At 70.3% G+C, this 24,637-nt stretch carries 20 protein-coding genes and 1 pseudogene; 20 read left to right on the top strand and 1 reads right to left on the bottom strand.

Going from position 1 to position 24,637, the window contains the following annotated elements:
• Positions 1-3: 3 nt before the first annotated feature.
• From FS532_RS03590 to FS532_RS18585, 12 genes are all read left to right on the top strand, one after another.
• Positions 4-1,326, top strand: coding sequence for a hemolysin family protein (locus FS532_RS03590; protein ID WP_144750347.1), 1,323 nt, complete (start codon positions 4-6; stop codon positions 1,324-1,326).
• Positions 1,323-2,264 (top strand): GTPase Era, encoded by a 942-nt coding sequence (gene era, locus FS532_RS03585; protein ID WP_144750345.1) that lies wholly within the window; start codon positions 1,323-1,325, stop codon positions 2,262-2,264. Before FS532_RS03590 ends, era begins: the two co-directional genes overlap by 4 nt.
• Positions 2,265-2,332: 68 nt before the next feature.
• Positions 2,333-3,601 (top strand): sensor histidine kinase, encoded by a 1,269-nt coding sequence (locus FS532_RS03580; RefSeq protein ID WP_260852536.1) that lies wholly within the window; start codon positions 2,333-2,335, stop codon positions 3,599-3,601.
• Positions 3,598-4,272 carry a response regulator gene (locus FS532_RS03575; RefSeq protein ID WP_144750343.1) on the top strand — a complete coding sequence of 225 codons (675 nt, stop codon included), beginning with the start codon at positions 3,598-3,600 and terminating at the stop codon, positions 4,270-4,272. The genes FS532_RS03580 and FS532_RS03575 overlap by 4 nt, the downstream gene beginning before the upstream one ends.
• 108 nt (positions 4,273-4,380) lie before the next feature.
• Entirely contained in the window at positions 4,381-5,133 is a 753-nt protein-coding gene (locus FS532_RS03570; protein ID WP_144750340.1) for an ABC transporter ATP-binding protein, read from the top strand.
• The gene (locus tag FS532_RS03565; protein ID WP_144750338.1) at positions 5,130-6,527 is read left to right on the top strand and encodes an ABC transporter permease; all 1,398 of its coding nucleotides are present in this window, start codon (positions 5,130-5,132) and stop codon (positions 6,525-6,527) included. Before FS532_RS03570 ends, FS532_RS03565 begins: the two co-directional genes overlap by 4 nt.
• Before the next feature lie 487 nt (positions 6,528-7,014).
• A complete protein-coding gene (leuA, locus tag FS532_RS03560; RefSeq protein ID WP_144750336.1) occupies positions 7,015-8,784 on the top strand; it encodes a 2-isopropylmalate synthase in 1,770 nt (589 codons plus the stop codon).
• A 259-nt stretch (positions 8,785-9,043) separates the two neighbouring features.
• On the top strand, positions 9,044-9,892 hold the full coding sequence (recO, locus tag FS532_RS03555; RefSeq protein WP_144750334.1) for a DNA repair protein RecO: 849 nt from the start codon (positions 9,044-9,046) through the stop codon (positions 9,890-9,892).
• Positions 9,889-10,686 (top strand): isoprenyl transferase, encoded by a 798-nt coding sequence (locus FS532_RS03550; RefSeq protein WP_144750332.1) that lies wholly within the window; start codon positions 9,889-9,891, stop codon positions 10,684-10,686. The genes recO and FS532_RS03550 overlap by 4 nt, the downstream gene beginning before the upstream one ends.
• A gap of 117 nt (positions 10,687-10,803) precedes the next feature.
• Positions 10,804-12,189: a glycine--tRNA ligase gene (locus FS532_RS03545; RefSeq protein WP_144750330.1), complete on the top strand. Its 1,386-nt coding sequence runs from the start codon at positions 10,804-10,806 to the stop codon at positions 12,187-12,189.
• A gap of 129 nt (positions 12,190-12,318) precedes the next feature.
• Positions 12,319-13,068, top strand: coding sequence for a DsbA family oxidoreductase (locus FS532_RS03540; protein ID WP_144750328.1), 750 nt, complete (start codon positions 12,319-12,321; stop codon positions 13,066-13,068).
• Entirely contained in the window at positions 13,065-13,235 is a 171-nt protein-coding gene (locus FS532_RS18585) for a hypothetical protein (protein ID WP_186321892.1), read from the top strand. The genes FS532_RS03540 and FS532_RS18585 overlap by 4 nt, the downstream gene beginning before the upstream one ends.
• A gap of 140 nt (positions 13,236-13,375) precedes the next feature.
• Here the strand turns inward: FS532_RS18585 and FS532_RS03535 are convergent, their stop codons facing one another.
• Entirely contained in the window at positions 13,376-13,873 is a 498-nt protein-coding gene (locus FS532_RS03535; RefSeq protein ID WP_144750327.1) for an aminoacyl-tRNA deacylase, read from the bottom strand.
• 47 nt (positions 13,874-13,920) lie between these two features.
• Between FS532_RS03535 and dusB the strand changes: the two genes are divergently transcribed.
• The 8 genes and pseudogenes from dusB to FS532_RS03500 all read left to right on the top strand — a co-directional run bounded on the left by dusB (position 13,921) and on the right by FS532_RS03500 (position 24,533).
• On the top strand, positions 13,921-15,093 hold the full coding sequence (dusB, locus tag FS532_RS03530) for a tRNA dihydrouridine synthase DusB (protein WP_144750325.1): 1,173 nt from the start codon (positions 13,921-13,923) through the stop codon (positions 15,091-15,093).
• Positions 15,090-16,379, top strand: a complete 1,290-nt coding sequence (locus FS532_RS03525; RefSeq protein ID WP_144750323.1) for a deoxyguanosinetriphosphate triphosphohydrolase — start codon at positions 15,090-15,092, stop codon at positions 16,377-16,379. The genes dusB and FS532_RS03525 overlap by 4 nt, the downstream gene beginning before the upstream one ends.
• Before the next feature lie 209 nt (positions 16,380-16,588).
• Positions 16,589-18,520: a DNA primase gene (dnaG, locus tag FS532_RS03520; RefSeq protein ID WP_144750321.1), complete on the top strand. Its 1,932-nt coding sequence runs from the start codon at positions 16,589-16,591 to the stop codon at positions 18,518-18,520.
• Positions 18,521-19,051: 531 nt separating this feature from the next.
• Positions 19,052-20,683, top strand: coding sequence for an ABC transporter substrate-binding protein (locus FS532_RS03515; protein ID WP_144750319.1), 1,632 nt, complete (start codon positions 19,052-19,054; stop codon positions 20,681-20,683).
• Positions 20,684-20,755: 72 nt separating this feature from the next.
• Positions 20,756-21,064: pseudogene (locus FS532_RS19205) on the top strand (ABC transporter permease); the annotation flags it as partial.
• A gap of 135 nt (positions 21,065-21,199) precedes the next feature.
• Positions 21,200-21,865, top strand: coding sequence for an ABC transporter permease (locus FS532_RS19200; protein ID WP_440130699.1), 666 nt, complete (start codon positions 21,200-21,202; stop codon positions 21,863-21,865).
• A gap of 2 nt (positions 21,866-21,867) precedes the next feature.
• Positions 21,868-22,863 (top strand): ABC transporter permease, encoded by a 996-nt coding sequence (locus FS532_RS03505; protein WP_144750317.1) that lies wholly within the window; start codon positions 21,868-21,870, stop codon positions 22,861-22,863.
• The gene (locus tag FS532_RS03500; protein WP_144750315.1) at positions 22,860-24,533 is read left to right on the top strand and encodes an ABC transporter ATP-binding protein; all 1,674 of its coding nucleotides are present in this window, start codon (positions 22,860-22,862) and stop codon (positions 24,531-24,533) included. Before FS532_RS03505 ends, FS532_RS03500 begins: the two co-directional genes overlap by 4 nt.
• Positions 24,534-24,637 lie beyond the last annotated feature (104 nt).

The following is a 24,637-nucleotide window of genomic DNA, read 5'->3' as shown; positions in this document are numbered from 1 at the left end:
CTGATGCTGCTCGTCGCCGGCCTGCTCGCGGTGGCGTTCGTGCTGGTCGTCCTCGGTGGCCTGCTCGCTGCCTCCGACGCCGCACTGTCCGTCCTGTCCCGTGCCGACCTCGACGAGATCGCACGGGGGAGCAAGCACCGTCGGGCGATCGAGGCCATCGGAGACGACGTCGGCGCGCACGTCAACGCGCTGAACTTCTTCCGGGTCCTGGCCGAGACGGCAGCGGCCGTCCTCGTCGCGATCGGTCTCGTCATGGTGTTCGACACCTGGTGGGTGGCGCTCATCGTGGCGGCGGCGATCATGACCGCGGTGTCGTTCGTCCTGGTCGGGTCGAGCCCCCGCAGCGTCGGCCGTGCGCACGCCGAGGGGCTCATCGCCTCGACCGGCGGGCTCGTCCGTGGCGTCCGGATCGTCCTCGGCCCGCTCGCCGGGCTGCTCGTCGTGATCGGCGACAAGGTCACGCCGGGTCGGGGTCGGAGCGCGTCGACGGTGTCGAGCGAGGAGCAGCTGCTGTCCCTCGTCGACGAGGCCACCGAGAGCAACGTCCTCGAACAGGACGACCGCGAGCTCATCCACTCGGTCTTCGAGTTCAGCGACACCCTCGTGCGCGAGGTCATGGTGCCGCGCACCGACATGCTCACCGTCGACGGGGCGGACACGCTGGCCGCCGGCATGGAGCAGTTCCTGGCCGCCGGGGTGTCCCGCATGCCCGTGACCGGCAAGGACAGCGACGACGTGCTCGGGGTGCTGTACCTCCGCGACGTCGCCCGCGCCCTCTACGAACGGCCGGGTTCCGGTGCCGAGCGGGTCACGACGCTGCTGCGGCCGGCCCAGTTCGTACCGGAGTCGAAGGCCGCGGACGACACCCTCCGGCACATGCAGGCCGCCAAGAACCACCTCGTGCTCGTCGTCGACGAGTACGGCGGCGTCGCCGGCCTCGTCACGATGGAGGACCTCATCGAGGAGCTCGTCGGGGACATCTCGGACGAGTACGACCGCGCCGTCGTCGACCGTGTCGAGGTCGAACCGGGTCTCTGGCGGATCTCCGCCCGGCTCCCCGTCGACGAGCTCGGCGACCTGTTCGGCATCGAGCTCGAGGACGACGACGTCGACACCGCCGGCGGTCTCCTCACCAAGGAGCTCGGCCACCTGGCGGTCCGCGGCGAGACCGTCACCGTCTCCGGCGTCGTGCTCACCGCCGACCGGGTCGAGGGCAAGCGCCGCCACCTCATCTCCGTGCTCGCCGAGCGCACGCCCGGACTCGCCGGCGTCGAGGACGCCTTCGAGGACGCCGCACCCACCACGACGGGAACCACGCACGCATGACCGACACCACCACTCCCGCCACCGGCGACGCCGAGCAGCCCTACCGTGCCGGGTTCGTCTCGTTCGTCGGCCGCCCGAACGTCGGCAAGTCGACACTGACGAACGCCCTGGTCGGCGAGAAGGTCGCGATCACCTCGTCCAAGCCGCAGACGACCCGACGCGCCATTCGCGGCGTCGTGCACCGGCCGAACGGGCAGGTCATCATCGTGGACACGCCGGGGGTGCACCGTCCGCGCACGCTGCTCGGTGAGCGGCTCAACGACCTCGTGCAGACGACGCTCGGCGACGTCGACGTGATCGGGTTCTGCGTCCCGGCGAACGAGCCGATCGGGCCCGGCGACAAGTTCATCAACGACACGCTCGACCAGTACCCCCGCGCCAAGAAGGTCGCGATCGTGACGAAGATCGACCGGACCGCGAAGGACAAGGTGGGCGAGCAACTGCTCGCGGTGTCGCAGCTCCGCGAGTGGGACTCGATCATCCCGACCTCGGGGACGAAGGGGATCCAGCTCGAGGTCCTGCTCGAGGAGATCACGAAGCTCCTGCCCGAGTCGCCGCAGCTCTACGACGCGACGACCGTGACCGAGGAGACCGACGAGGAGCGGATCGGGGAGCTCATCCGCGAGGCCGCGCTCGAGGGCGTCCGCGACGAACTCCCGCACTCCCTCGCGGTCGTCATCGAGGACATGGTCGAGCCCGACGAGGACGACGACCCGGACGGTCCGCTGCGCATCTTCGCCAACCTGTTCGTCGAGCGCGACAGCCAGAAGGCGATCGTGATCGGCCACAAGGGCGAACGGCTGAAGGACGTCGGATCACGCGCCCGCGTCGAGATCGAGTCGCTGCTCGGTGGCCGCCACGTGTACCTGAACATCCGGGTGAAGGTGGCCAAGGAGTGGCAGCGCGACCCGAAGCAGCTCGGCCGACTCGGCTTCTGAGCCGACCGCCTGCGGACGTCACTCCACAGGCGGACGCGCGCCGTGCCTCCAGGCCGTACCGTGGTGACGTGTTCCGTCCCATGCTGCGCGCGCAGATCGTCACCGACGTGGTGGTGGCGGTCGTCCTCGGTGCGCTCGTCCTGGTCGCGACGGCGCGGGGGATGGACTCGCCGCTCGCGCTGATCACCGTCGTCGGCATGACCGGAGCGCTCGCGCTCCGTCGGCTGTCGCCGGGCCTCGCGCTCGGCGTCGCCTGGGTGTTCGCCGTCTTCGAGATGGTCACCGGGCAGCAACCCGACCTGTCGAACGTCTTCATCGCGGCCGTGATGTACACGACGAGTGCGTACGGCAGCCGCCGCGTGCGGCTGGCCGGACTCGTCTCGGCGATCGGCGGACCGGTGATCGCCGCGGTGTACCTCGGGGTCGACGACTACAACTCCCGGCTCGGCATCGTGACGGCGACGACCCCGGCGCAGGAGTCGCTCAAGGTCGCGTTCTCGTACTTCGCCGTCGTCCTGCTCCTGCTGCTCCTGCCGTGGCTCGCCGGACTCGTCCGCCGGGTGCGCCGGTCGGCGAGCATGAGCCGGGAGGCTCAGCTCGTCGCCGAACGTGACGCAGCCCGGGCCGACCGGGCCGTCGCCGTGGAGCAGGAGCGCGTGCGGATCGCACGGGACATGCACGACATCGTGGCGCACTCGCTCGCGGTCGTGATCGCTCAGGCGGACGGAGCCCGGTACGCCCTCAAGGCCGACCCCGCGATCGCGGACGAGGCCCTCGGTACGATCTCGACGACCGCGCGCCGTGCCCTCGGCGACGTCCGGGAGCTCCTCGGTGCCCTCCGCCACGAGCAGGGGACCGCACCGACACCCGAGATCGACGACATCGAACGACTCGTGGGCGAGATGCGCGGCGTCGGACTCGACGTGCGGGTCGAACGCGAGGGCGACCCGTCCGGCCTGCCGACCACCACGCAGCTCGCGGTCTACCGGATCGTGCAGGAGAGCCTGACGAACGCGTGGAAGCACGGGGAGCCGGGGACGCCGGTGCACACCGCGCTGACGTACCGACCGGACACCGTCGAGATCAGCGTGGTGAACCGTCGGGCGGACGACGGCACCCGCGGTCCCGGGACCGGACACGGCCTGGTCGGGATGCGCGAACGTGCCACGATGACCGGGGGCACGATGACGGCCGGACCCCGCGGCGACGACTTCGCGGTCGCGGTCCGGATGCCGACCGTCCCCGCCAGCGGACAGATGCCCAGGGGCCTGGTGCCGACGACCGGCATCCCCGCACCCCGCACCACCCCGACCAGCCAGGAGCACACCCGCCGATGAACGACACCCCGATCCGCGTCGCCCTCGTCGACGACCAGGCGCTCTTCCGGACCGGCATCCGGATGCTCATCGACTCGCAGGCCGACCTGCAGTTCGTCGGCGAGGCCGGAGACGGTGCCGAGGGTGTCGAACTCGTGCGCCGGGGTCGTCCCGACGTCGTGCTCATGGACGTCCGGATGCCGGTGATGGACGGCATCACCGCGACGTCCCACATCGTCGAGGACAGCGGCGCGGACGGCGCGAAGGTGCTCGTCCTCACGACCTTCGACTTCGACGAGGCCGCGGCCAAGGCGATCCGAGCCGGTGCGAGCGGGTTCGTGCTCAAGGACGCCGACCCGGAGTTCCTGCTCGCCGCCATCCGCACCGTCCACGCCGGCACCGCGGTGTTCGCGGCGTCCGCCACGCGTGAACTGCTCCGCCGCTACGAGGACTCGAGCGAGCAGGCGGCATCGGTCCCTGCGGCCTTCGCCGACCTGACGCCGCGGGAGCGGGAGATCTTCGACCTCGCGGCGCGGGGCTTCAGCAACAGCGAGATCGCCCAGCACGAGTACGTCAGCGAGGCGACCGTGAAGACGCACATCTCGCGGGTCCTCACGAAGCTCGAGCTCCGCGACCGCGTGCGCCTCGTCGTGTTCGCGCACGAGCACGGCCTGGTGACCAAGGCCGAGTGACCCTCATCCGCTCGGATGACTTCTGCACAGGGAGTCGAGCCGAGCGGACGATCCACAGGAGCCGTCGGACCGACGCGGGGCGTGCCTCCCGACCGTCATCGTGGATGCATGACCACGAGCCACGCACCGATCATCCGTCTCGACCACGTGTCCAAGCACTACGGCGACGCCGCCCGGCGGGTGACGGCGCTCGACGACGTCAGCGTCGACATCGGCTCGGGGGAGTTCACCGCGGTGATGGGACCGTCCGGTTCGGGCAAGTCCACGCTGATGCACGTCGCTGCCGGACTCGACGCCGTGTCGACGGGCCGGATCCAGATCGACGGCGTCGACATCGCCGGCCTGGCCGACAAGGAACTCACCGAGCTCCGCCGCCGTCGGCTCGGGTTCGTGTTCCAGTCCTTCAACCTCGTGCCGACACTCGACGTCAGCGAGAACATCCGCCTGCCGTTCCTGCTCGGCGGGCACAAGCCGAGTCGTGAGGAATCGGCGTGGATCGACCGGCTCGTCGAGATGCTCGGGCTCGGGAACCGTCTCACGCACCGGCCGCACCAGCTGTCCGGTGGGCAGCAGCAGCGTGTCGCCATCGCCCGCGCGCTGGCCTCGCGTCCCGCCGTGGTGGTCGCCGACGAGCCGACGGGTGCACTCGACTCCCGGACCGGGCGCGACGTGCTGCAGATCCTCCGCGGGGCCGTGACCGAGTGGGGCCAGAGCGTCGTCATGGTGACGCACGACCCGGTCGCCGCCGCCAACGCCGACCGCATCCTCTTCCTCGCCGACGGCCGGATCGTCGGCGACCGCGCGGCGATGGACGCGACCGAGATCTCCACCACGATGCTCGGGATGGAGGCCGCAGCGTGAACGGCATCCGCTCCTTCGCCCCCACGGTCCTCGTCGCCGCACTCGGCACCACCTTCGGGTCGGCGCTCGTCATCGCGCCGGGCATCGTCACCGAGGCACTCGCGGCCGCCGGCCTCTCCGAGCTCGGCCCGGTCAAGGCGATCCTCTCCGTCCTCGGATGGCTGTTCCTCGGCATCGCCCTGTACGTCGGCGCGATCGTCACCGCCAACACCTGCGCGACGCTCATCGCCGGACAGACGCGGATCATCGCGCTGCAGCGGCTCGTCGGCGCGACCGGGGCCACCTTGCGTGCCCGGATCACCCGGACGGGACTGCTGGTCGGCGTGCTCGGCGGGCTCATCGGTGCCGTCGCCGGCACAGGCCTGACGGCGCTGTTCGTCGTGGTCCTGCGCGGCAACGGCTTCCTGCCCGACACGACCTACACCCTGCTGCCGTGGGAGCTCGTGCTCCCGGTCGTCGCCGTGGTCCTCGCCACGTGGGGCGCCTTCGCGGTGGGGTCGCGGCGGGTGCTCACCGTGACGCCGCTCCAAGCACTGTCGTCGAGTGTCGAGCCGAGCCACGAGGACGTCCGCTCCGGCACCGCCCGGAAGGTCTGGTCGATCCTGCTGATGGCCGGCGGCGGGCTCCTCATGCTCGTCGGGCTCCTCGGCAGCGCGGCGTCCCCGATCGCCGTCCTGCCCGCGGCCCTCGGCGGCTTCGTCTCGTTCGCGGGAGTCGCCGTCGGTGCCACGATCGTGATGCCGCCGGTCCTGCAGCTGATCGGTCGGATCGGGTCCCGCGACCCGGTCGTGCTCCTCGCCGGTCGGAACGCGATGCGTGCGCCGGGGCGGTCCTCCCGCGCGACGATCGGGCTCGTCATCGGGGTCACGCTGCTCGTGACGTTCGCGGTGGCGCTCGGCATCATGCAGCACGTGCTCGAGGCCCAGTTGCGCGGCCAGCTCGAGGGTGGCAGCCCCGAGCAGGTCCAGGGCATGCGGGACTTCTTCGTGCAGCTCAACGCCGTGATCAGTGTGATCGTCGGGTTCTCCGCCGTCATCGCCGCCGTGGGGGTCGTGAACGCGCTCGCCCTCGGGGTCCTGCAGCGTCGACGGGAGCTCGGGCTGCTCCGTGTGCTCGGGCTGACCGGGGCGCAGGTCCGTCGGATGATCGTGACCGAGGCCGTGCAGATGGTCGTCGCGGCGGTCCTCACCGGGCTCGTGCTCGGCACCTTCTACGGGTGGGTCGGCGGTCAGACGCTCCTCGGCTCGCTCGGCACCCCGGTGGCCCCGGTGCTGCCGCCGCTCACCATCGGGATCGTGGTGCTCGGGGCGCTCGTCCTCGCGGTCGCCGCGACGATCGCGCCGGTGCGGCGCGCGATGCGCGTCCCGCCGACCGAGGCCCTCGCGGTCGACTGACGCGCGGCCCTGGGCGCGAGCGACGTCGGACGGGAGGCACGGTGCCAGCTGGCACCGTGCCTCCTGTCCGTCGTGTCGCCGGGTGCGCGGAGCGGGGCGGGGCAGGGCGGGGTCGGGCTGGGCGCGGTCGCGGTCGCGGTCGCGCGACATGCCGCTCGCGTTCGCCGAGAGGGCACAAAACGTCGTGTTCGGTTCCGTCGGGGCGCACCTCGTGCTCCCTCGGCGAACGACCGACGGCGTGTCGTGCACACTCGGCGCCCACCCCGCCCGCCGCCCGCCGTCCGCACCCGGCGCACCGACCGACCGTCGCCCTGGACGGTTGCGCCGTGCTGGTACACCAGTGCTACGGTGGACGGGATATGTACTCGGCGCTCCTCCTCCTTCGCTGCCGCGACGAGGCCTGACACAACGGCCCACCTCGTCGCGGAGTCCGTCGTGGCCGCACCCACGCAGAGCACACGAACACCGCGACGAAAGCGACGAAACGATGCAGAACACGCAGCGCCCCTCGGGGATGCCGATCCACAAGTACGTTCCCTTCCACGAGCAGATCCGCGTCGAGCTGCCCGATCGGACCTGGCCGACGAAGCGCATCGAGAAGGCGCCCCGCTGGTGCGCGGTCGACCTGCGTGACGGCAACCAGGCGCTCATCGACCCGATGGACTCCGAGCGCAAGCGCGCCATGTTCGACCTCCTGGTCCGCATGGGCTACAAGGAGATCGAGGTCGGCTTCCCGAGCGCCTCGCAGACCGACTTCGACTTCGTCCGCTCGCTGATCGACGAGGGCGCGATCCCCGACGACGTCACCATCCAGGTGCTGACCCAGGCGCGCGAGCACCTGATCAACCGCACGTACGAGGCGATCGACGGCGCGAAGCAGGCCATCGTGCACCTGTACAACTCGACGTCGATCGTCCAGCGCGAGGTCGTGTTCCGCACCGACGTGCAGGGCGTCGTGGACATCGCGGTGTCTGGCGCGAAGCTGTGCCGCGCGGCCGAGGCGAACCTGCAGCACGACACGAAGGTCTTCTACGAGTACTCGCCGGAGTCCTACACGGGCACCGAGCTCGAGGTCGCGGTCCAGATCTGCAACGCCGTGCTCGAGGTCTTCGAGCCCACCCCCGACCGCAAGGTCATCATCAACCTGCCGGCGACCGTCGAGATGGCGACACCGAACGTCTACGCCGACTCGATCGAGTGGATGTCGCGCAACCTCGCGCACCGCGACGACGTCATCCTGTCGCTGCACCCGCACAACGACCGCGGCACCGCCGTCGCGGCCGCCGAGCTCGGGTACATGGCCGGCGCGGACCGCATCGAGGGCTGCCTGTTCGGCAACGGTGAGCGCACCGGCAACGTCGACCTCGTCGCGCTCGGCATGAACCTGTTCACGCAGGGGATCGACCCCGAGATCGACTTCTCGGACATCGACCAGATCAAGCGCACGGTCGAGTACTGCAACCAGCTGCCGGTGCCGGAGCGTCAGCCGTGGGCGGGCGACCTCGTGTACACGGCGTTCAGCGGTTCGCACCAGGACGCCATCAACAAGGGCTTCGACGCGATGCAGGCGAAGGCCGACGCCGCTGGCAAGTCGATCGACGAGATCGCGTGGGCCGTGCCGTACCTGCCCGTCGACCCGAAGGACATCGGCCGCTCCTACGAGGCCGTGATCCGCGTGAACTCGCAGTCCGGCAAGGGTGGCGTGGCCTACCTGCTCAAGACCGACCACGCGATCGACCTGCCCCGCAAGCTGCAGATCGAGTTCTCCGGGGTCGTGCAGCAGCGCACCGACGCCGAGGGTGGCGAGTTCTCCTCGGAGCGCATCTGGGACCTCTTCCGCGACGAGTACCTGCCCGCGGCCGACGAGTCGGACAAGTGGGGCCGGTACGAGATCACGAAGACGGCGACGTCGAGCGACTTCGACGGCACGACGAAGCTGTCGGTCGCGATGCGCGTCGACGAGGGCGCGGTCGAGGCCGACGCCGTGGGCACCGGTCCGATCGACGCGTTCCTGACCGTGATGCGGGAGCAGGGCGTCGACGTCACGCTCTACGACTACTCGGAGCACACGATGAGCGCCTCCGGAGACGCCAAGGCGGCCTCGTACGTCGAGCTCGACGTCGACGGTGTGCGGCTGTGGGGCGTCGGGATCGACGCCGACATCTCGACGGCGTCGCTCAAGGCGATCGTGTCGGCGGTGAACCGCGCGGTGCGCGCGGGTGCCGCGTCCGGCGCGCCGGAGTTGGTCTCCGCCTGAGACGCGACCCCTCCTGGAGGCGCGGTGCGGGTCCGACCTGCACCGCGCCTCCCGTCTGTCGTCCCGCTGGTCTGGGTACGTTCCTGCCCATAGCGCGCGCAATGGAAAGCTGAATCGCGCGTAGGAGGCCGAAAGAACCTGCTCCCTATGCGCGGTTCCGCTTCCCATGCGCGATCCTGCCTCCTACGCGCGAATCGGCAGCAGGCGGGCAGGCGGGCAGGCGGCGCGGGGTGTCGGTGCGGAGGGGGATACTGGAGCAATGCCGCTGTACCGGGACGAGTGCGTCGTGTTGCGCACCCACAAGCTCGGTGAAGCCGACCGCATCGTCACGATGCTCAGCCGGCAGCACGGCAAGATCCGTGCGGTGGCGAAGGGTGTCCGTCGGACCGCCTCGAAGTTCGGCTCCCGGCTGGAGCCGTTCATGGTCGTCGACGCCCAGTTCTACGAGGGTCGGTCGCTCGACATCGTCACGCAGGCGGAGTCCCTCGGGTCGTACGGTGCACAGATCGTCGCCGACTACGGCGCGTACACCGCGGCCAGCGCCATGGTCGAGACCGCCGACCGCCTGAGCGAGGCGGACGCGGGACTCCAGCAGTACCTGCTCCTCGTCGGTGCGCTGCGGTCCCTGTCCCGCGGCGAGCACGTGTCGAGCGCGACCCTCGACTCGTACCTGCTCCGCGCGATGAGCATCGCGGGGTGGGCGCCCTCGTTCTCGGACTGTGCGGTGACCGGCGAGCCCGGCCCGCACTCGGCGTTCGTCGTGCAGCTCGGTGGAGTCGTGGCCGACCACGCCGCGCCCCCCGGCACTCCTCGGCTCGACGGCGAGACACTGGGCCTGCTCGGGTCACTGCTCGCGGGGGACTGGACCGTCGTCGACGCGGCGGACGAACGGACGCGCTCCCGGGCCTCCGGCGTGGTCGCGGCGTACGCCCAGTGGCACCTGGAACGATCGCTCCGGTCCCTGCCGCACGTCGACCGGTCGGAGCACCCGCTGCCGGTGCCGCTGACCCACGACGGGCCCGAGGCCACTGCACGCGCCGTCGCCTCCACCCCGGCACCGACCGTGCCCGACCCCGATCCCGCTGCCGAAGGAACCCGCACCGCATGAGCCACCGCCGCCGAGACGACGTCGAACCGTTCCGCCCGATCGACTGGACCGGCGAGACGCCCCCGGCGATCCCGGCCCGGTTCGTGCCGGAGCACGTGGCGATCGTCATGGACGGCAACGGCCGGTGGGCGAACGGTCGCGGACTCACCCGCATCGAGGGTCACAAAGCGGGCGAGGCCTCGTTGCTCGACGTCGTCGCGGGCGGGATCCAGATCGGCGTGAAGCACATCTCGGCGTACGCGTTCTCGACGGAGAACTGGAAGCGCTCCCCGGAGGAGGTGCGCTTCCTGATGGGCTTCAACCGCGACGTCATCCGGCGTCGACGCGACCAGCTGCACGAGTGGGGCGTCCGGGTGCGGTGGGCCGGGCGTCGGCCGCGGCTCTGGCGGAGCGTGATCGACGAGCTCGAGCAGGCCGAGCGGATGACCGCGGGCAACGAGGTCCTCACGCTGACGATGTGCGTCAACTACGGCGGTCGGAACGAGATCGTCGACGCCGTACGGGGCATGGCCGAGGACGTCGCGGCGGGGCGCCTCAAACCGAGCCAGGTCACCGAGAAGGCCCTGGCGAAGCGGCTCTACGTGCCGGAGATGCCGGACGTCGACCTGTTCCTCCGGAGTTCGGGGGAGCAGCGCACGTCCAACTTCCTGCTCTGGCAGTCGGCGTACGCCGAGATGGTGTTCCTCGACCGGCTCTGGCCGGACTTCCGACGCACCGACCTGTGGGGAGCGATCGAGGAGTACGCACGCCGCGACCGACGCTACGGCGGCGCCGTGGACGCGCCCACGGCCTGACGGACGGCGGTTCTCCACCGGGGCCGAGCCGCGCCTCCAGTCCGACGCGAACGCCGGTACGCTTGCCCGGTACGTTTCCGCACCGAGCACCCAGCTCGGCGACCTCTGGAGCACCCTTTGGCACAGCCCTCCCGTCTCGACAGCGTCATCGCCCTGGCCAAGCGCCGCGGCTTCGTCTTCCAGTCGGGGGAGATCTACGGCGGATCCCGCTCCGCGTGGGACTACGGGCCCCTCGGTGTGGAGCTCAAGGAGAACATCAAGCGTCAGTGGTGGCAGCGGTTCGTCCGCGGCCGCGGCGACATGGTCGGTCTCGACTCCGCCGTGATCCTGCCCCGTAAGGTGTGGGAGGCCTCCGGCCACGTCGCGACGTTCACCGACCCGCTCGTGGAGTGCCTGCACTGCCACCACCGGTTCCGCGAGGACCACCTGATCGAGGCGTTCGTCGCCAAGAAGGGCCGCGACCCCGAGGGCCGCATGGCCGAGATCGCCTGCCCGAACTGCGGCACCCGCGGCGAGTGGACCGAGCCCCGTGAGTTCTCCGGGATGCTCAAGACCTACCTCGGCCCGGTCGAGTCCGAAGAGGGCCTGAACTTCCTGCGCCCCGAGACCGCGCAGGGCATCTTCGTCGACTTCGCGCAGGTCGTCACGACCAGCCGCATGAAGCCCCCGTTCGGCATCGGCCAGGTCGGCAAGGCGTTCCGCAACGAGATCACGCCCGGCAACTTCATCTTCCGCACGCGCGAGTTCGAGCAGATGGAGATCGAGTACTTCGTGCCCCCGGCCGAGGCGGAGGAGCACTACGAGCAGTGGATCGCCGACTCCGTCGCGTTCTACACCGACCTCGGCATCGACCCGGAGAACCTCCGCCGCTTCGACGTGCCGGACGGCGAGCGGGCGCACTACTCCGACGCCACGGCCGACATCGAGTACCGCTTCGGCTTCACCGGTTCGGAGTGGGGCGAGCTCATGGGCGTCGCGAACCGCACCGACTTCGACCTCAACAACCACATCGAGTCGTCGGGGCAGGACCTGCGCTTCTTCGACCAGGCCGCGAACGAGAAGTACGTGCCGTACGTCATCGAGCCGTCCTTCGGCCTGACCCGTGCGCTCATGGCGTTCCTGCTCGACTCGTACCACGAGGACGAAGCCCCGAACGCGAAGGGCGGCGTCGACAAGCGCACGGTGCTGCGGCTCGACCCGCGCCTGGCGCCCGTCAAGGCCGCGGTGCTGCCGCTGTCCCGCAACGAGCAGCTGTCGCCGGTGGCCCGTGGCCTCGCGGACGACCTCCGCAAGCACTGGAACGTCGACTTCGACGACGCCGGCGCGATCGGTCGCCGCTACCGTCGCCACGACGAGATCGGCACGCCGTTCTGCATCACGGTGGACTTCGACACGCTCGAGGACAAGGCAGTCACGGTGCGCGAGCGCGACACGATGTCGCAGGAGCGCGTGGCGCTCGACCAGCTGCAGGGGTACCTCGCGACGCGGTTGCTCGGCGCGTAGGGGGGTTTCGCTCCGCAAAGCACCGGTGTTCGTGCGTTGCACACCCACACGCGGGTGTTCGACCTGCGAACACCGGTGCTTTGCTGCCAGCGACGGGAATGCGATCGTCGCCATCGCGTTGCACCCGGCATGAACGACAGTGCTCTCAACGACACCGTGAAGGTGGATGTCTGGTCGGACATCGCCTGCCCCTGGTGCTACATCGGCAAGCGGAAGTTCGAGGCCGGCGTCGCCGCCTTCGCCGCGACCGACTCCGGCCGGCCCGTCGAGGTCGAGTACCACTCCTTCGAACTGAGCCCGGACACCCCGGTCGACTTCGAGGGCACCGAGGCCGAGTTCCTGTCGAACCACAAGGGCATGCCCGTCGAGCAGGCCCAGCAGATGCTCGACCAGGTCACCGGCATCGCCGCGTCCGTCGGCCTCGACTACGACTTCGAGTCGATGCACCACACCAACACGGTGAAGGCGCACCAGGTCATCCACCTCGCGAAGCAGCAGGGCAAGCAGCTCGAGATGGTCGAGCGGCTCTTCACCGCCTACTTCGAGCGCGGTGAACACGTCGGCGACGAGGCGACGCTGGCAGACCTGGGCGCGGAGATCGGGCTCGACCGTGACGAGGTCCTCGCCACCCTGCGCGACGACTCCCAGCTCGCGGCCGTCCGCGCCGACCAGGCGCAGGCGCAGTCGTACGGCATCAACGGCGTCCCGTTCTTCGTCATCGACGGCAAGTACGGCGTCTCCGGCGCACAGGACCCGGCCGCGTTCGAGCAGGTGCTGACGCAGGTCGTCGCGCTCCGCGAGACGACGCCGTCGGACATCGCGGACGCCCAGCAGCGCGCCGCGGAGGACGCGGCAGCCGACGCGGAGGCGACCCGATGACGGACGTGCGCGTCGACGGCTCGGCCGAGCCGCGCCTCCAGTCGGACGGTCTGGAGGCGCGACCCGCCTTGCTCACGCTCGTCACGTCCGGCGGCGCGCCGGTCTGCGAAGGCGACTCGTGCTTCGTCCCCGGCGCGGAGGGCGTCTGGACCGAGGTCCCCGACTGACGGGACCCGTGCGTCGACCCGCTACTCGGCGGGCCGATGCCGTGCCCCGCTGTGAACATCGCGCCTCGTTGCGGCGGGGCGCGATGTCCAGCACGGGGCGCGATCGAGACGTCTGGCAGTGCGATCCGCGCCGACGGGACCTAGCGGACGGGTTCCTCGTCGGTGATGTCGGCGACCGTCGCGGCGTAGGCCGCGATCAGGTCGTCGGCGTCGACGAAGGCGCTCGCGCCGTGGCGGCCGGCGCCGAGCGCGACCCGGCGTCCGACGATCCGCTCGTCGGCGTAGACCGGCAGGTCGCCGGTCGCGCCGATCGGGGTGATGGTGCCGCGTTCGTAGCCGGAGGCCTCGAGTGCGGTGGCGGCGTCGGGCATCGAGAGCTTGTTGACGCCGACGACGGTCCGGAGCTTCTTCCACGCGATGCTCCGGCCGCCGGGCACCAGGGCGAGCAGGAAGCCGCCGTCGTGCCGCTTGACGACGAGGGTCTTCACGATGTCGCCCGGTTCGATGCCGAGCAGTGCTGCGGCCTCGTGCAGGGAGTTCGCCGCCGGGCGTTCGACGACGTCGACCCGGAGCGCGCGGGCGGTGGCGTCGGCGTCGAATCGGGAGGTGTCGAATCGGCTCGTGGCGTCGGTCGTCATGTGGAGAACGCTACCGGCGGGCACCGACGTGGGAGAATGGGAGACGTATGACGATCACTGACGCACCCAGGACGGCGACCCGTCCGGCGAAGCCCCTGCGCATCGGCCCCATCGAGGTCGACGTGCCGGTCGTGCTCGCGCCGATGGCGGGCATCACCAACATGGCCTACCGCCGGCTCTGCCGCGAGTACGGCGCCGGCCTGTACGTCTGCGAGATGATCACGTCCCGCGCGCTGGTCGAACGCACCCCCGTGTCGATGCAGCTCATCCAGCACCACGAGTCCGAGACCCCGCGATCGATCCAGCTGTACGGCGTCGAGCCGAACACGGTGGCCGAGGCCGCGACGATCCTCGTGGGCGAGGACCGAGCGGACCACATCGACCTCAACTTCGGGTGCCCGGTTCCCAAGGTCACGCGGAAGGGCGGGGGAGCGGCACTGCCGTGGAAGCTCGACCTCTTCAAGGAGCTCGTGACGAAGACGGTGCGCGCCGCCGGTGACGTCCCCGTCACCGTGAAGATGCGCAAGGGCATCGACAGCGACCACCTCACGTACCTCGACGCCGCCCGCATCGCACGGGACGCCGGTGTCGCGGCGGTCTCCCTGCACGCCCGCACCGCCAACGAGCACTACTCGGGGCACGCGGACTGGTCGGCGATCGCCACCCTGAAGGAGACCATCACCGACATCCCGGTGCTCGGCAACGGTGACATCTGGTCCGCGGCCGACGCCCTGCGCATGGTCGACGAGACCGGGGCCGACGGCGTGGTCGTCGGGCGCGGGTGCCTCGGTCGGCCGTGGTTGTTCGGCGACCTCGCGGCGGCGTTCCGCGGCGAGGGCCTGCGCTACATGCCGACCCTCGGCGAGGTGGCGGTCGCGTTCAAGCGGCACGCCGAACTGCTCGTCGAGTTCTTCGGCTCGGAGGAGCACGGCTGCCGGGACATCCGGAAGCACGTCGCCTGGTACTTCAAGGGGTACCCGATCGGCGGGGACGTCCGGTCCGGGCTCGCGATGGCGTCCAGCCTGCAGGAGATCGACGACCTGCTCGCGCAGCTCGACCACGACGCGCCGTACCCGGGCGCCGACGCCGAGGGCCCGCGCGGTCGAGCGGGCCACCCGAAGCGCACCGCCCTGCCCGACCGCTGGCTCGAGTCGCGCGACGTCGACAGCGAGTTCCGCAAGGTCCTCGCCGCCGCCGAGCTGCACCACAGCGGCGGATGAGCGCCACGAGTTCGTACGGGCCGGCCGACGCCGAGCGCTGGCTGCCCGAGACCCACGGCAGCCGTCGGTCCGACTTCGCCCGTGACCGCGCACGGCTCCTGCACTCGAGCGCGCTCCGGCGACTCGCCGCGAAGACCCAGGTCCTCAGCCCGACGACCGGCCTCGACTTCGCCCGGAACCGGTTGACGCACTCGCTCGAGGTCGCCCAGGTCGGCCGGGAGCTCGCCGACTCGCTCGGCCTCGACCCCGACGTCGTCGACACCGCCTGCCTCGCGCACGACATCGGCCACCCGCCGTTCGGGCACAACGGCGAGACCGCGGTGAACGCCTGGGCCGCGGGCATCGGCGGGTTCGAGGGGAACGCGCAGACGCTGCGACTCCTCACCCGGCTCGAGCCGAAGGTGTACGGCGACGGACCGGACGATGATCGGCCCTACGGACTGAACCTCACGCGGGCGTCGCTCGACGCGAGCTGCAAGTACCCGTGGCCGGCCGCCCAGGGCGTGTCCGAAGCATCGTCGGGGCGCACCAAGTTCGGCTTCTACGACGACGACCACGACGCCTTCGAGTGGCTGCGCGCGGGCGCTCCTCGACGGCAGCGCTGCATCGAGGCGCAGGTCATGGACCTGTCCGACGACATCGCGTACTCGGTGCACGACTTCGAGGACGCCGTCGTCGCGGGCTTCATCGACGTCGCCGCGCTCGGGGACCGCGTCGGCGAGAACGACATCGTGTCGGCCATGCACGCGTGGGTCGGTTCGGACCTCAGCCGCGACGAGCTCCTCGACGCCTTCGACCGGCTCCGCGCGTTGCCGCTGTGGATGACGTCGTACGACGGGTCGCGGCGGGACCTGGCGCGCCTGAAGAACCTCACCTCGCAGCTCATCGGCCGATTCGCGCGGACCGCGACCGCTGCGACGCGGGAGTCCTACGCGTCGGGGTCCCTCGTGCGCTTCGCTGCCTCGGTGGTGACGCCGCCGGAGATCATCGGCGAGATCGCGGTGCTCAAGGGCATCGTCGCGGCCTTCGTGATGACGCAGGGCGACCGGCAGCCGGTGTACGAGGACCAGCGTCGGATCCTCACGGAACTGCTCGACGCCCTCGCGGCGAGCGGGAGCGCGGACCTCGAGCCGGGGTTCGCCGCCGACTGGCGTGCTGCCTCCGACGACACCGGACGGCTGCGTGCGGTGGTCGACCAGGTCGCGAGCTTGACGGACCAGGGCGCGTTGGCGTGGCACCGGCGGCTCGTGGTCGGCGAGCACGAGAGCGTCCACATCCCGGTCTGAGCCGCAGGCCCCGGACGCGAACCGAAGCCGCCGACGGCGGCCCGTCCTGCCGACGCGACCCGTCCCACGGACGCGACTCGACGGCGTCGAACGCACCGTCCCGGGACGGACGCCGACGGGTGGAGCCGAGCCGCGCCTCCAGGCCGTCGCCCGTCCACAGGACGCCCGTTCGGTCGGGCGGTGTCACCGCCACGAACTAGGATCGAGGGGTGGCTGGCAGGATCGCGCGTAACGACATCGACGAGGTCCGCTCGCGTGTCAACATCGCGGACGTCGTCGGCGACTACGTGACCCTGAAGTCCGCCGGTGTCGGCTCGTTGAAGGGCCTCTGCCCCTTCCACGACGAACGATCGCCGTCGTTCCACGTCCGGCCGCAGGTCGGTCGGTACCACTGCTTCGGCTGCGGCGAGGACGGCGACGTCTTCGAGTTCATCATCCGGCAGGACCACACCACCTTCCAGGAAGCCGTCGAGCGGATGGCGGCGAAGATCGGCTTCACGCTCCACTACGAAGAGGGCGACGGTCCGCGCACGGACTACAACCAGCGCGCCCGGCTGATCGCCGCGAACGAGGCCGCGCAGCAGTTCTACGTCGCGCAGCTCACCACCGCGGCGGCCGAACCCGCCCGGCAGTTCCTGGGGGAGCGCGGCTTCGACCCGGCGGCTGCGCAGCACTTCGGTGTCGGCTTCGCACCGCAGTCCTACGACGCCACGCGCGAGCACCTGCGCAGTCGCGGGTTCTCGATGGACGAGATCCTCGCCGCGGGGCTCGCCGGGCAGGGCGACCGCTCCCCGTACGACCGGTTCCGTGGGCGTCTGATGTGGCCGATCCGAGACGTGACCGGGGCGACGATCGGCTTCGGCGCGCGCCGGCTGCTCGACGACGACAAGGGCCCGAAGTACCTCAACACGCCGGAGACCCCGATTTACCACAAGAGCCAGGTGCTCTACGGGATCGACCTCGCCCGGCGGGACATCTCGAAGCAGAAGCAGGTCGTCATCGTCGAGGGGTACACCGACGTCATGGCGTGCCACCTCGCGGGCATCACCACCGCGGTCGCCACCTGCGGGACGTCGTTCGGCGTCGAGCACATCAAGGTGCTGCGCCCGATGCTCGGCGACTCCGCCGGGCGTGACCTGTCGCAGCTCGGCAACATCGTCTTCACGTTCGACCCGGACGAGGCCGGGCAGCGAGCTGCCTCCCGCGCGTTCGCAGAGGAGAGCCGGTTCGCGTCGCAGACGTACGTCGCCGTGGCGCCCGGCGGGCTCGACCCGTGCGACCTGCGGCTCGCCCGCGGTGACTCCGCCGTCACCCGGCTCATCGAGACCAAGCGTCCGATGTTCGAGTTCATCATCCGGCGTCGCCTCGCCACGCACGACATCGAGACCGCCGAGGGCCGCGTCGCCGGGCTCCGCGACGCGGCACCCGTCGTCGCCGGCATCCGGGACCGCACCCTCGCGACCGCGTACACGCGGGAGACCGCGAAGTGGCTCGGGATGGACATCCCCGAGGTGCGCCGAGCCGTCGAGAACGCCCGTCAGCGAGCCGGGTCCGGCTCCGGCGGTCGGCACGACGACCGGACAGGAGGCACGGTGCCGGTCGGGCAGGCCGGTCCGGGTGGCGAGCTGGTCACCCCGCCGGAAGAGCCGGTCGCCGGACTCCGTCTGCTGCCGAACGACCCGATCACGCGTATGGAGCGCGACGCCGTGATGGCGATGGTGCAGCAGCCCGGGCACGTCGGTGCGCCGCTGCTCGGTCTGGCCGCCGCCGCGACGTTCTCGGCGCCGATGCTCTCCGTCGTCCGGGACGCCGTGGTCGCGAACGTCGACGCCGTCGGCGCAGGGGACTGGCTCGACCGGTTGCTCCAGGACGTCCCGGCGCCGTTCCGGGGGCTCGTGCAGGAGCTCGCGTTGGCGCCGATCCCGGCGCGCACCGACGAGGACCTGGCGATCTACGCCCGGAGCATCGTCGTGGCGCTGGTGGAGCGGGACCTCCTCGCGCGAAAAGCGTCCCTGCTCGGGCAGCTGCAGCGGGCGGACCCGCACGAGCAGGCCGATCGCCGCGCCGAGATCCAACGGCAGCTGGTCGACATCGACGCCCAGCGGATGCGGTTGCGCGCCGACGCCGAGGCTGCTTCCTAGCGCAGCCGGTCCGGCGGACGGGCGGTGGCGGCGGGCGGTGCCCGAGGTCGCACGACATGCCACGTGCGTTGCGCCGAGGTCGCACGAATGGCCGCTCGTGACGCGGCGGAGCGGCAGTTCGAGCGACCTCGGCGCACGAGCGCCGCGACTCCAGCCAACCTTCCGAGGTCGCACGACATGCCGCGTGCGTTTCACCGAGGTCGCACGACGTGCTGCGTCCGGCCCGGGCGAGCGACGTTTCGTGCGACCTCAGGGAACCCGACCGGGGGACCGAAGCCGAGTCGCCGCGCGGGTGGAGCGCGACAAGACCGCCCGTTGCAACGCGCAACTTTCGTGCGCGACGCGCCGGTCTCGCACGCACGGATGATGCAACACGCGACGCACTCCTGCATTACAGCGGTGTAAACAAATCTCCCTCGGTTCGTGCAGTTCCGTGACAGGGTGATAGCAATGAGCGTTCCTGGCCGGGCACACAGACGATCCACCTCCGGCTCAGGACCCTTGCATTCACCACCAAGAGAGGCATCGAACATGGCATCCGTGTTCAAGAAGCACACAGCGAAGTGGGGCAGGCGCGGCATCGCGCTCGGCGCCGGGGCAGCAGCGACGGCGCTGGTGCTCACGGGCTGCGCGAGCGGCAGTGTCAGCGACACCGCCCTCGACGGCATCAGCATCGGCACGACCGACAAGATCACCTCGCTCGACCCGGCTGGTTCGTACGACAACGGCTCGTTCGCCGTGCAGAACCAGGTCTTCCCGTTCCTGATGAACACCCCCGTCGGCAGCCCGGACGTCAAGCCGGACATCGCCGAGAGCGGCGAGTTCACCAACGACACGACGTACACGGTCAAGCTCAAGAGCGGGCTGAAGTTCGCCAACGGGAACGACCTGACGTCGAGCGACGTCAAGTTCTCGTTCGACCGCGAGCTGAAGATCAACAACGAGAACGGCCCGCAGTCCCTGCTCGCCAACCTCAAGAGCATCGACACGCCGGACGACACCACGGTCGTGTTCAACCTCGACCACGCCGACCAGACCTGGCCGCAGGTGCTCTCCAGCCCCGCCGGCCCGATCGTCGACGAGCAGGTGTTCTCCGCCGACAAGCTCACGCCGGCGGCCGACGTCGTCAAGGGCAAGGCCTTCGCCGGGCAGTACTCGATCAGCTCCTACAAGGAGAACGACACGATCCAGTACAAGGCGAACAAGAACTACGACGGGCTCCTGGGCAAGCCGAAGACCGACGAGGTCACGGCGAGCTACTACACCAAGGAGACCGACCTCAAGCTCGCCGTGCAGAAGGGCGACGTCGACGTGGCGTACCGCTCGCTGACGCCGACCGACATCGCCGATCTCCGCAAGGACGACAAGGTCAAGGTCACCGACGGCCCCGGCGGCGAGATCCGCTACCTGGTCTTCAACTTCAACACGCAGCCGTTCGGCGCGAAGCAGTCGGACGCCGACGAGACGAAGGCCCTCGCCGTGCGCCAGGCCGTCGCCGACGTCGTCGACCGCGAGAAGCTCGCGAAGGACGTCTACAACGACACCTACTCGCCGCTCTACTCGATGGTCCCGGACGGCCTGACGGGCGCCGCGAAGCCGTTCGAGAAGCTCTACGGCGACGGTGACGGTGGGGCCGACGTCGACAAGGCGAAGGACACCCTGTCGAAGGCGGGCGTCACCGGCAAGGTGCAGCTCGACATCCAGTACGCACCGGACCACTACGGCTCGACGTCGGACGACGAGTACGCGGAGCTCAAGACCCAGCTCGAGAACTCCGGCCTGTTCACCGTGAACATCCAGTCGACGGTCTACACGACGTACGCGCAGGAGCGCACGAAGGACGCCTACCCGGTGTACCAGCTCGGTTGGTTCCCGGACTTCTCGGACGCGGACAACTACCTGTCGCCGTTCTTCACGAAGGACAACTTCGTCCAGAACCACTACGACGACCCGACGATCCAGGGGCTCATCTCCGACGAGCAGCAGGAGTCCGACAAGGACAAGCGCGCCACCCTGATCGAGCAGGCGCAGGAGCGTGAGGCGACGCAGATCTCGACGCTGCCGCTGCTGCAGGGCAAGTCCGTCGCCGTCGCGGCCAAGGACGTCAAGGGCCTGACCCTCGACTCCTCGTACAAGTTCCGCTACGCGACCCTCTCCAAGTAACACCGACGACGACCAGGGGGCGTTCCCACGAGGGACGCCCCCTGGTCACGTCCACGAAAGGCACCCCTCCCCGTGACCCTCAGCACCCCCGAGGCGACGCAGGACGTGAACGGTTCCGACCCCACCAAGCCACAGGCACAGCGCAGTGCCAAGGGCAGTGGTGGCGGGCTCGGCCGGTACGTCCTCGTCCGGTTCCTCCTCATCTTCCCGACCGTCTTCATCCTGGTGACGCTCGTGTTCTTCCTGATGCGCGTCATCGGGAACCCGATCACCGCGTCCGTCGGCGGTCGCCTCACCCCGAGCCAGCTGCAGGAGCGCCTGCACGCGGCCGGGTACGACCGACCCGTGCTCGTGCAGTACTTCGAGTACCTCGGCAACATCGTCCGCGGTGACTTCGGCACGACGGCGACCGACAACCGCCCGATCACCGAGATCATCGTCACGTACGGCGGCGCGACCGCGGAGCTCGTGTTCTACGCGCTCATCGTCGCGCTGGTGCTCGGCATCCCGCTCGGCATGCTCGCCGCGTACATGCGCGACAAGTGGCTGGACGTGCTGTTCCGCGCCCTCGCGATCCTGACCTACGCCACGCCGGTGTTCTTCGGCGGGCTGCTGCTGAAGCTCGTGTTCTCGGTGTGGCTCGGCTGGCTGCCGCTCGGTGACCGGGCGTCGACACGGGTGTCGCTCGTCCTCGACAACATCCCCGGCGCGACCGGCATCTACATCATCGACGCGTTGCGGACCGGCAACGCCGAGATCATCACCGACGTCCTGGCGCACGCCGTGCTGCCCGCGATGACGCTCGGCCTGCTGACCGCCGGCATCTTCCTGCGCCTGGTGCGCGCGAACATGATCGGGTCGCTCGGTTCAGAGTACGTCGACGCGGCCCGCTCCCGCGGCGTCCGCGAGGCCCGTCTCGTCCGGACGCACGCGTTCCGTCCGGCCCTGGTGCCGATCATCACCGTGATGGGACTGCAGATCGCCATGCTGCTGGGCGGGTCCGTCCTGACCGAGACCACCTTCGGCTGGCGCGGCCTCGGTTTCGAGCTGAACCAGTACCTGTCGGCCCGCGACTTCGTCGCCGTCCAGGGCATCGTCGCGATGCTCGCCGTGATCGTCGCGGTGACGAACTTCATCGTCGACGTCGTCGCGGCACTGATCGACCCGAGAGTGAGGTTCTAGAGATGGCTGACACCTCCCTCGTCGACCGCCACGAGCCGCTCTGGAAGCGGCTGCCCGTCGTCCTCCAGCTCCGCAAGAGCACGGGCTGGCAGCGCGCCATGCTCATCACCGGCGTGGTCATCTGCGCCCTGTACCTGATCGTCGCGATCGCCGCGCCGCTCATCGCCCCGTACGGCTTCGGCCAGCTGCAGGGCGCGGACGGCCAGAGCTTCCCGCGCACCGGCGAGCCGAGCTCCGTGCACATCTGGGGCACCACCGTGGGTGGCTTCGACGTGTTCAGCCGCGTGGTCTACGGCGCCCGGACCGCGGTGCTCGTGGTGATCGTGGCCGTCGTCGTGTCGATCATCATCGGCGTGATCCTCGGCATGGTCTCCGGCTACATCGGCGGCTGGCTCGACCGCATCCTCGTGGTGGTGGCCGACGCCATCTACGCGTTCCCGTCGCTGCTGCTCGCGATCGTCGTCTCGATCGTCATCTCCGGCGGCAACTCGAGCTACTCCGGCGGCATCATCGCCGCGGCCATCTCGATCACGGTCGTGTACGTCCCGCAGTACTTCCGGGTCGTCCGCGCCGAGGCCGTCCGCCTGAAGAACGAGGCGTTCGTCGAGTCCGCGCGCGTGATGGGCACGAACCCGTGGCGCATCATGACGCGGCACGTGCTCCGCAACTCGACGCGGTCCCTGCCGCTGATCCTCACGCTGAACGCGAGTGACGCGATCCTGACGCTCGCGGGCCTCGGCTTCCTGGGCTTCGGCATCGGCCCGACCAGCGGCGCCGAGTGGGGCTACGACCTCAGCCGCGCGCTGTCCGACGTCGCGAGCGGCGTCTGGTGGACCGGTGTCTTCCCGGGTGTCGCGATCGTCGTGCTGGTGCTCGGCGTGACGTTCATCGGCGAGAGCCTCAACGACATCTCGGATCCCCGCCTGCGTGCGCGCCGGCGGCTGAAGCAGCTGGTGTCGCGCAAGCAGGCCGCCAGCACGGAAGGGGCGGCAGCATGAGCGACACCACCACGGAACCGGTCGTCGTCGTCGACGACCTGACCGTCACCTTCGCCACGGACGGCGGCGCCGTCGACGCGGTCAAGGGCGTCACCCTCGACGTCCGCCCCGGTGAGGTCCTCGCCCTCGTCGGCGAGTCCGGCTCGGGCAAGTCCGTCACGGCCCGCAGCATCCTCAGGCTCATGCCCGAGACGGCGACCCTCGGCGGCGCGGTGTACCTCGACGGCACGGACGTCGTCTCGGTCGGCGCGCAGGAGCTGCGGAGCCTCCGCGGCACGGCGGGCGCGATGGTGTTCCAGGAGCCCTCCACGGCGCTCAACCCGGTCTTCACGGTCGGGTGGCAGATCGCCGAGGGCCTCCGGGCGCACGGCGGCGTCTCCAAGAAGGAGGCCCGCGCGAAGGCGATCGACTACCTCCGTCGGGTCGGCATCCCCGACCCGGAGACGCGCGTCGACCACTACCCGCACCAGTTCTCCGGTGGGCAGAAGCAGCGCGTCGTGATCGCGAGCGCGCTGGCACTCGAGCCGTCGGTGATCATCGCGGACGAACCGACGACGGCGCTCGACGTGACGGTGCAGGCCGAGATCCTCGACCTCCTCCGCCGCTGCCGTGACGAGTTCGGCGCTGCGATCGTGATCATCACGCACAACATGGGCGTGGTCGCCGACCTGGCCGACCGCGTCGCCGTGATGTACCAGGGCGAGGTCGTCGAGGAAGCCCCGGTCGGGGAGCTCTTCGCGGACCCGAAGGCCGACTACACGAAGCGGCTGCTCGCCGCGGTGCCCCGGCTCGAGGCCTCGACCGGAGCCGCCCGTCGCGCCGCGATCACGTCGGACGTCGAGCCGCTGGTGTCGGCGAAGGGCCTCGAGATCGAGTACCCGGGCCGGCTCGGTGCGCACGCGTTCAAGGCCGTGAAGGGCGTCGACCTCGACATCCGTCCCGGCGAGGTGCTCGGCCTGGTGGGGGAGTCCGGCTCGGGCAAGACCACGATCGGCCGGGCGATGGCCGGGCTGACGCGGGTCACCGGCGGGTCGCTCCGCGTGCTCGGCACCGAGATGCTCGGGTACCGCGAGCGGGACTTCAAGCGGCACCGCAAGGACATCGGGTTCGTCTTCCAGGACCCGGCGACCTCGTTCAACCCGCTCCTCACGATCTCGGAGTGCGTCGCCGAACCGCTCGTCGTGCACGGCGAGGTGTCGAGCCCGCGGGCCGCCCGGAAGCGTGTGGGTGAGCTCCTCGAGATGGTGCAGCTGCCGGCCGCGTACGGCGACCGGTACCCGCACGAGCTGTCCGGTGGGCAGCGGCAGCGGGCGTCGCTCGCGCGGTCGATCGCGTTGCGTCCGAAGCTGCTCATCGCCGACGAGCCGACGAGTGCGCTCGACGTGTCGGTGCAGGCGCGCGTGCTGGAGCTGTTCCTCGAGCTCCAGCAGGACCTTGGGTTCGCGTCGCTGTTCATCAGCCACGACCTCGCGGTCGTCGGCGCGCTCTCGGACCGGATCGCGGTGCTCTACCGCGGCGACCTGGTCGAGACCGGGACGACGGCCGAGGTCCTCGGCGCACCGCAGCACCCGTACACGCAGCGACTCCTGGCGTCACTCCCGGTGCCGGACCCAGCGGAACAGGCCGAGCGACGGCGTACGCTTGAGGCACTGGAGAACGCCGGGTCCTGACCCGACGCGACCAGCCTGGAGGCGCGGCGTGCGTCGACGACGCACGCCGCGCCTCCAGGCAGTCGCCTCCACCGCACCACGCACGACGGCCGGTGCACCCGGCC

This window comes from Curtobacterium pusillum (assembly GCF_007673235.1).
Lineage (GTDB): Bacteria > Actinomycetota > Actinomycetes > Actinomycetales > Microbacteriaceae > Curtobacterium > Curtobacterium pusillum_C.
Note: the sequence above shows the minus strand (reverse complement) of the source record. Positions and strands in the feature narration are given on the sequence as shown.

Bases quoted from the DNA above. Each gene is read 5' to 3' on its own strand.
- dusB (WP_144750325.1), top strand. From the start codon at position 13,921: ATGACGATCACTGACGCACCCAGGACGGCGACCCGTCCGGCGAAGCCC.
- FS532_RS19200 (WP_440130699.1), top strand. From the start codon at position 21,200: ATGCTCGCCGCGTACATGCGCGACAAGTGGCTGGACGTGCTGTTCCGC.
- FS532_RS03550 (WP_144750332.1), top strand. From the start codon at position 9,889: ATGAGCCACCGCCGCCGAGACGACGTCGAACCGTTCCGCCCGATCGAC.
- FS532_RS03500 (WP_144750315.1), top strand. From the start codon at position 22,860: ATGAGCGACACCACCACGGAACCGGTCGTCGTCGTCGACGACCTGACC.
- FS532_RS03575 (WP_144750343.1), top strand. From the start codon at position 3,598: ATGAACGACACCCCGATCCGCGTCGCCCTCGTCGACGACCAGGCGCTC.
- FS532_RS03540 (WP_144750328.1), top strand. From the start codon at position 12,319: ATGAACGACAGTGCTCTCAACGACACCGTGAAGGTGGATGTCTGGTCG.
- FS532_RS03570 (WP_144750340.1), top strand. From the start codon at position 4,381: ATGACCACGAGCCACGCACCGATCATCCGTCTCGACCACGTGTCCAAG.
- FS532_RS03535 (WP_144750327.1), bottom strand. From the start codon at position 13,873: ATGACGACCGACGCCACGAGCCGATTCGACACCTCCCGATTCGACGCC.
- FS532_RS03515 (WP_144750319.1), top strand. From the start codon at position 19,052: ATGGCATCCGTGTTCAAGAAGCACACAGCGAAGTGGGGCAGGCGCGGC.
- FS532_RS18585 (WP_186321892.1), top strand. From the start codon at position 13,065: ATGACGGACGTGCGCGTCGACGGCTCGGCCGAGCCGCGCCTCCAGTCG.
- leuA (WP_144750336.1), top strand. From the start codon at position 7,015: ATGCAGAACACGCAGCGCCCCTCGGGGATGCCGATCCACAAGTACGTT.
- era (WP_144750345.1), top strand. From the start codon at position 1,323: ATGACCGACACCACCACTCCCGCCACCGGCGACGCCGAGCAGCCCTAC.
- FS532_RS03590 (WP_144750347.1), top strand. From the start codon at position 4: ATGCTGCTCGTCGCCGGCCTGCTCGCGGTGGCGTTCGTGCTGGTCGTC.
- FS532_RS03505 (WP_144750317.1), top strand. From the start codon at position 21,868: ATGGCTGACACCTCCCTCGTCGACCGCCACGAGCCGCTCTGGAAGCGG.
- recO (WP_144750334.1), top strand. From the start codon at position 9,044: ATGCCGCTGTACCGGGACGAGTGCGTCGTGTTGCGCACCCACAAGCTC.
- FS532_RS03525 (WP_144750323.1), top strand. From the start codon at position 15,090: ATGAGCGCCACGAGTTCGTACGGGCCGGCCGACGCCGAGCGCTGGCTG.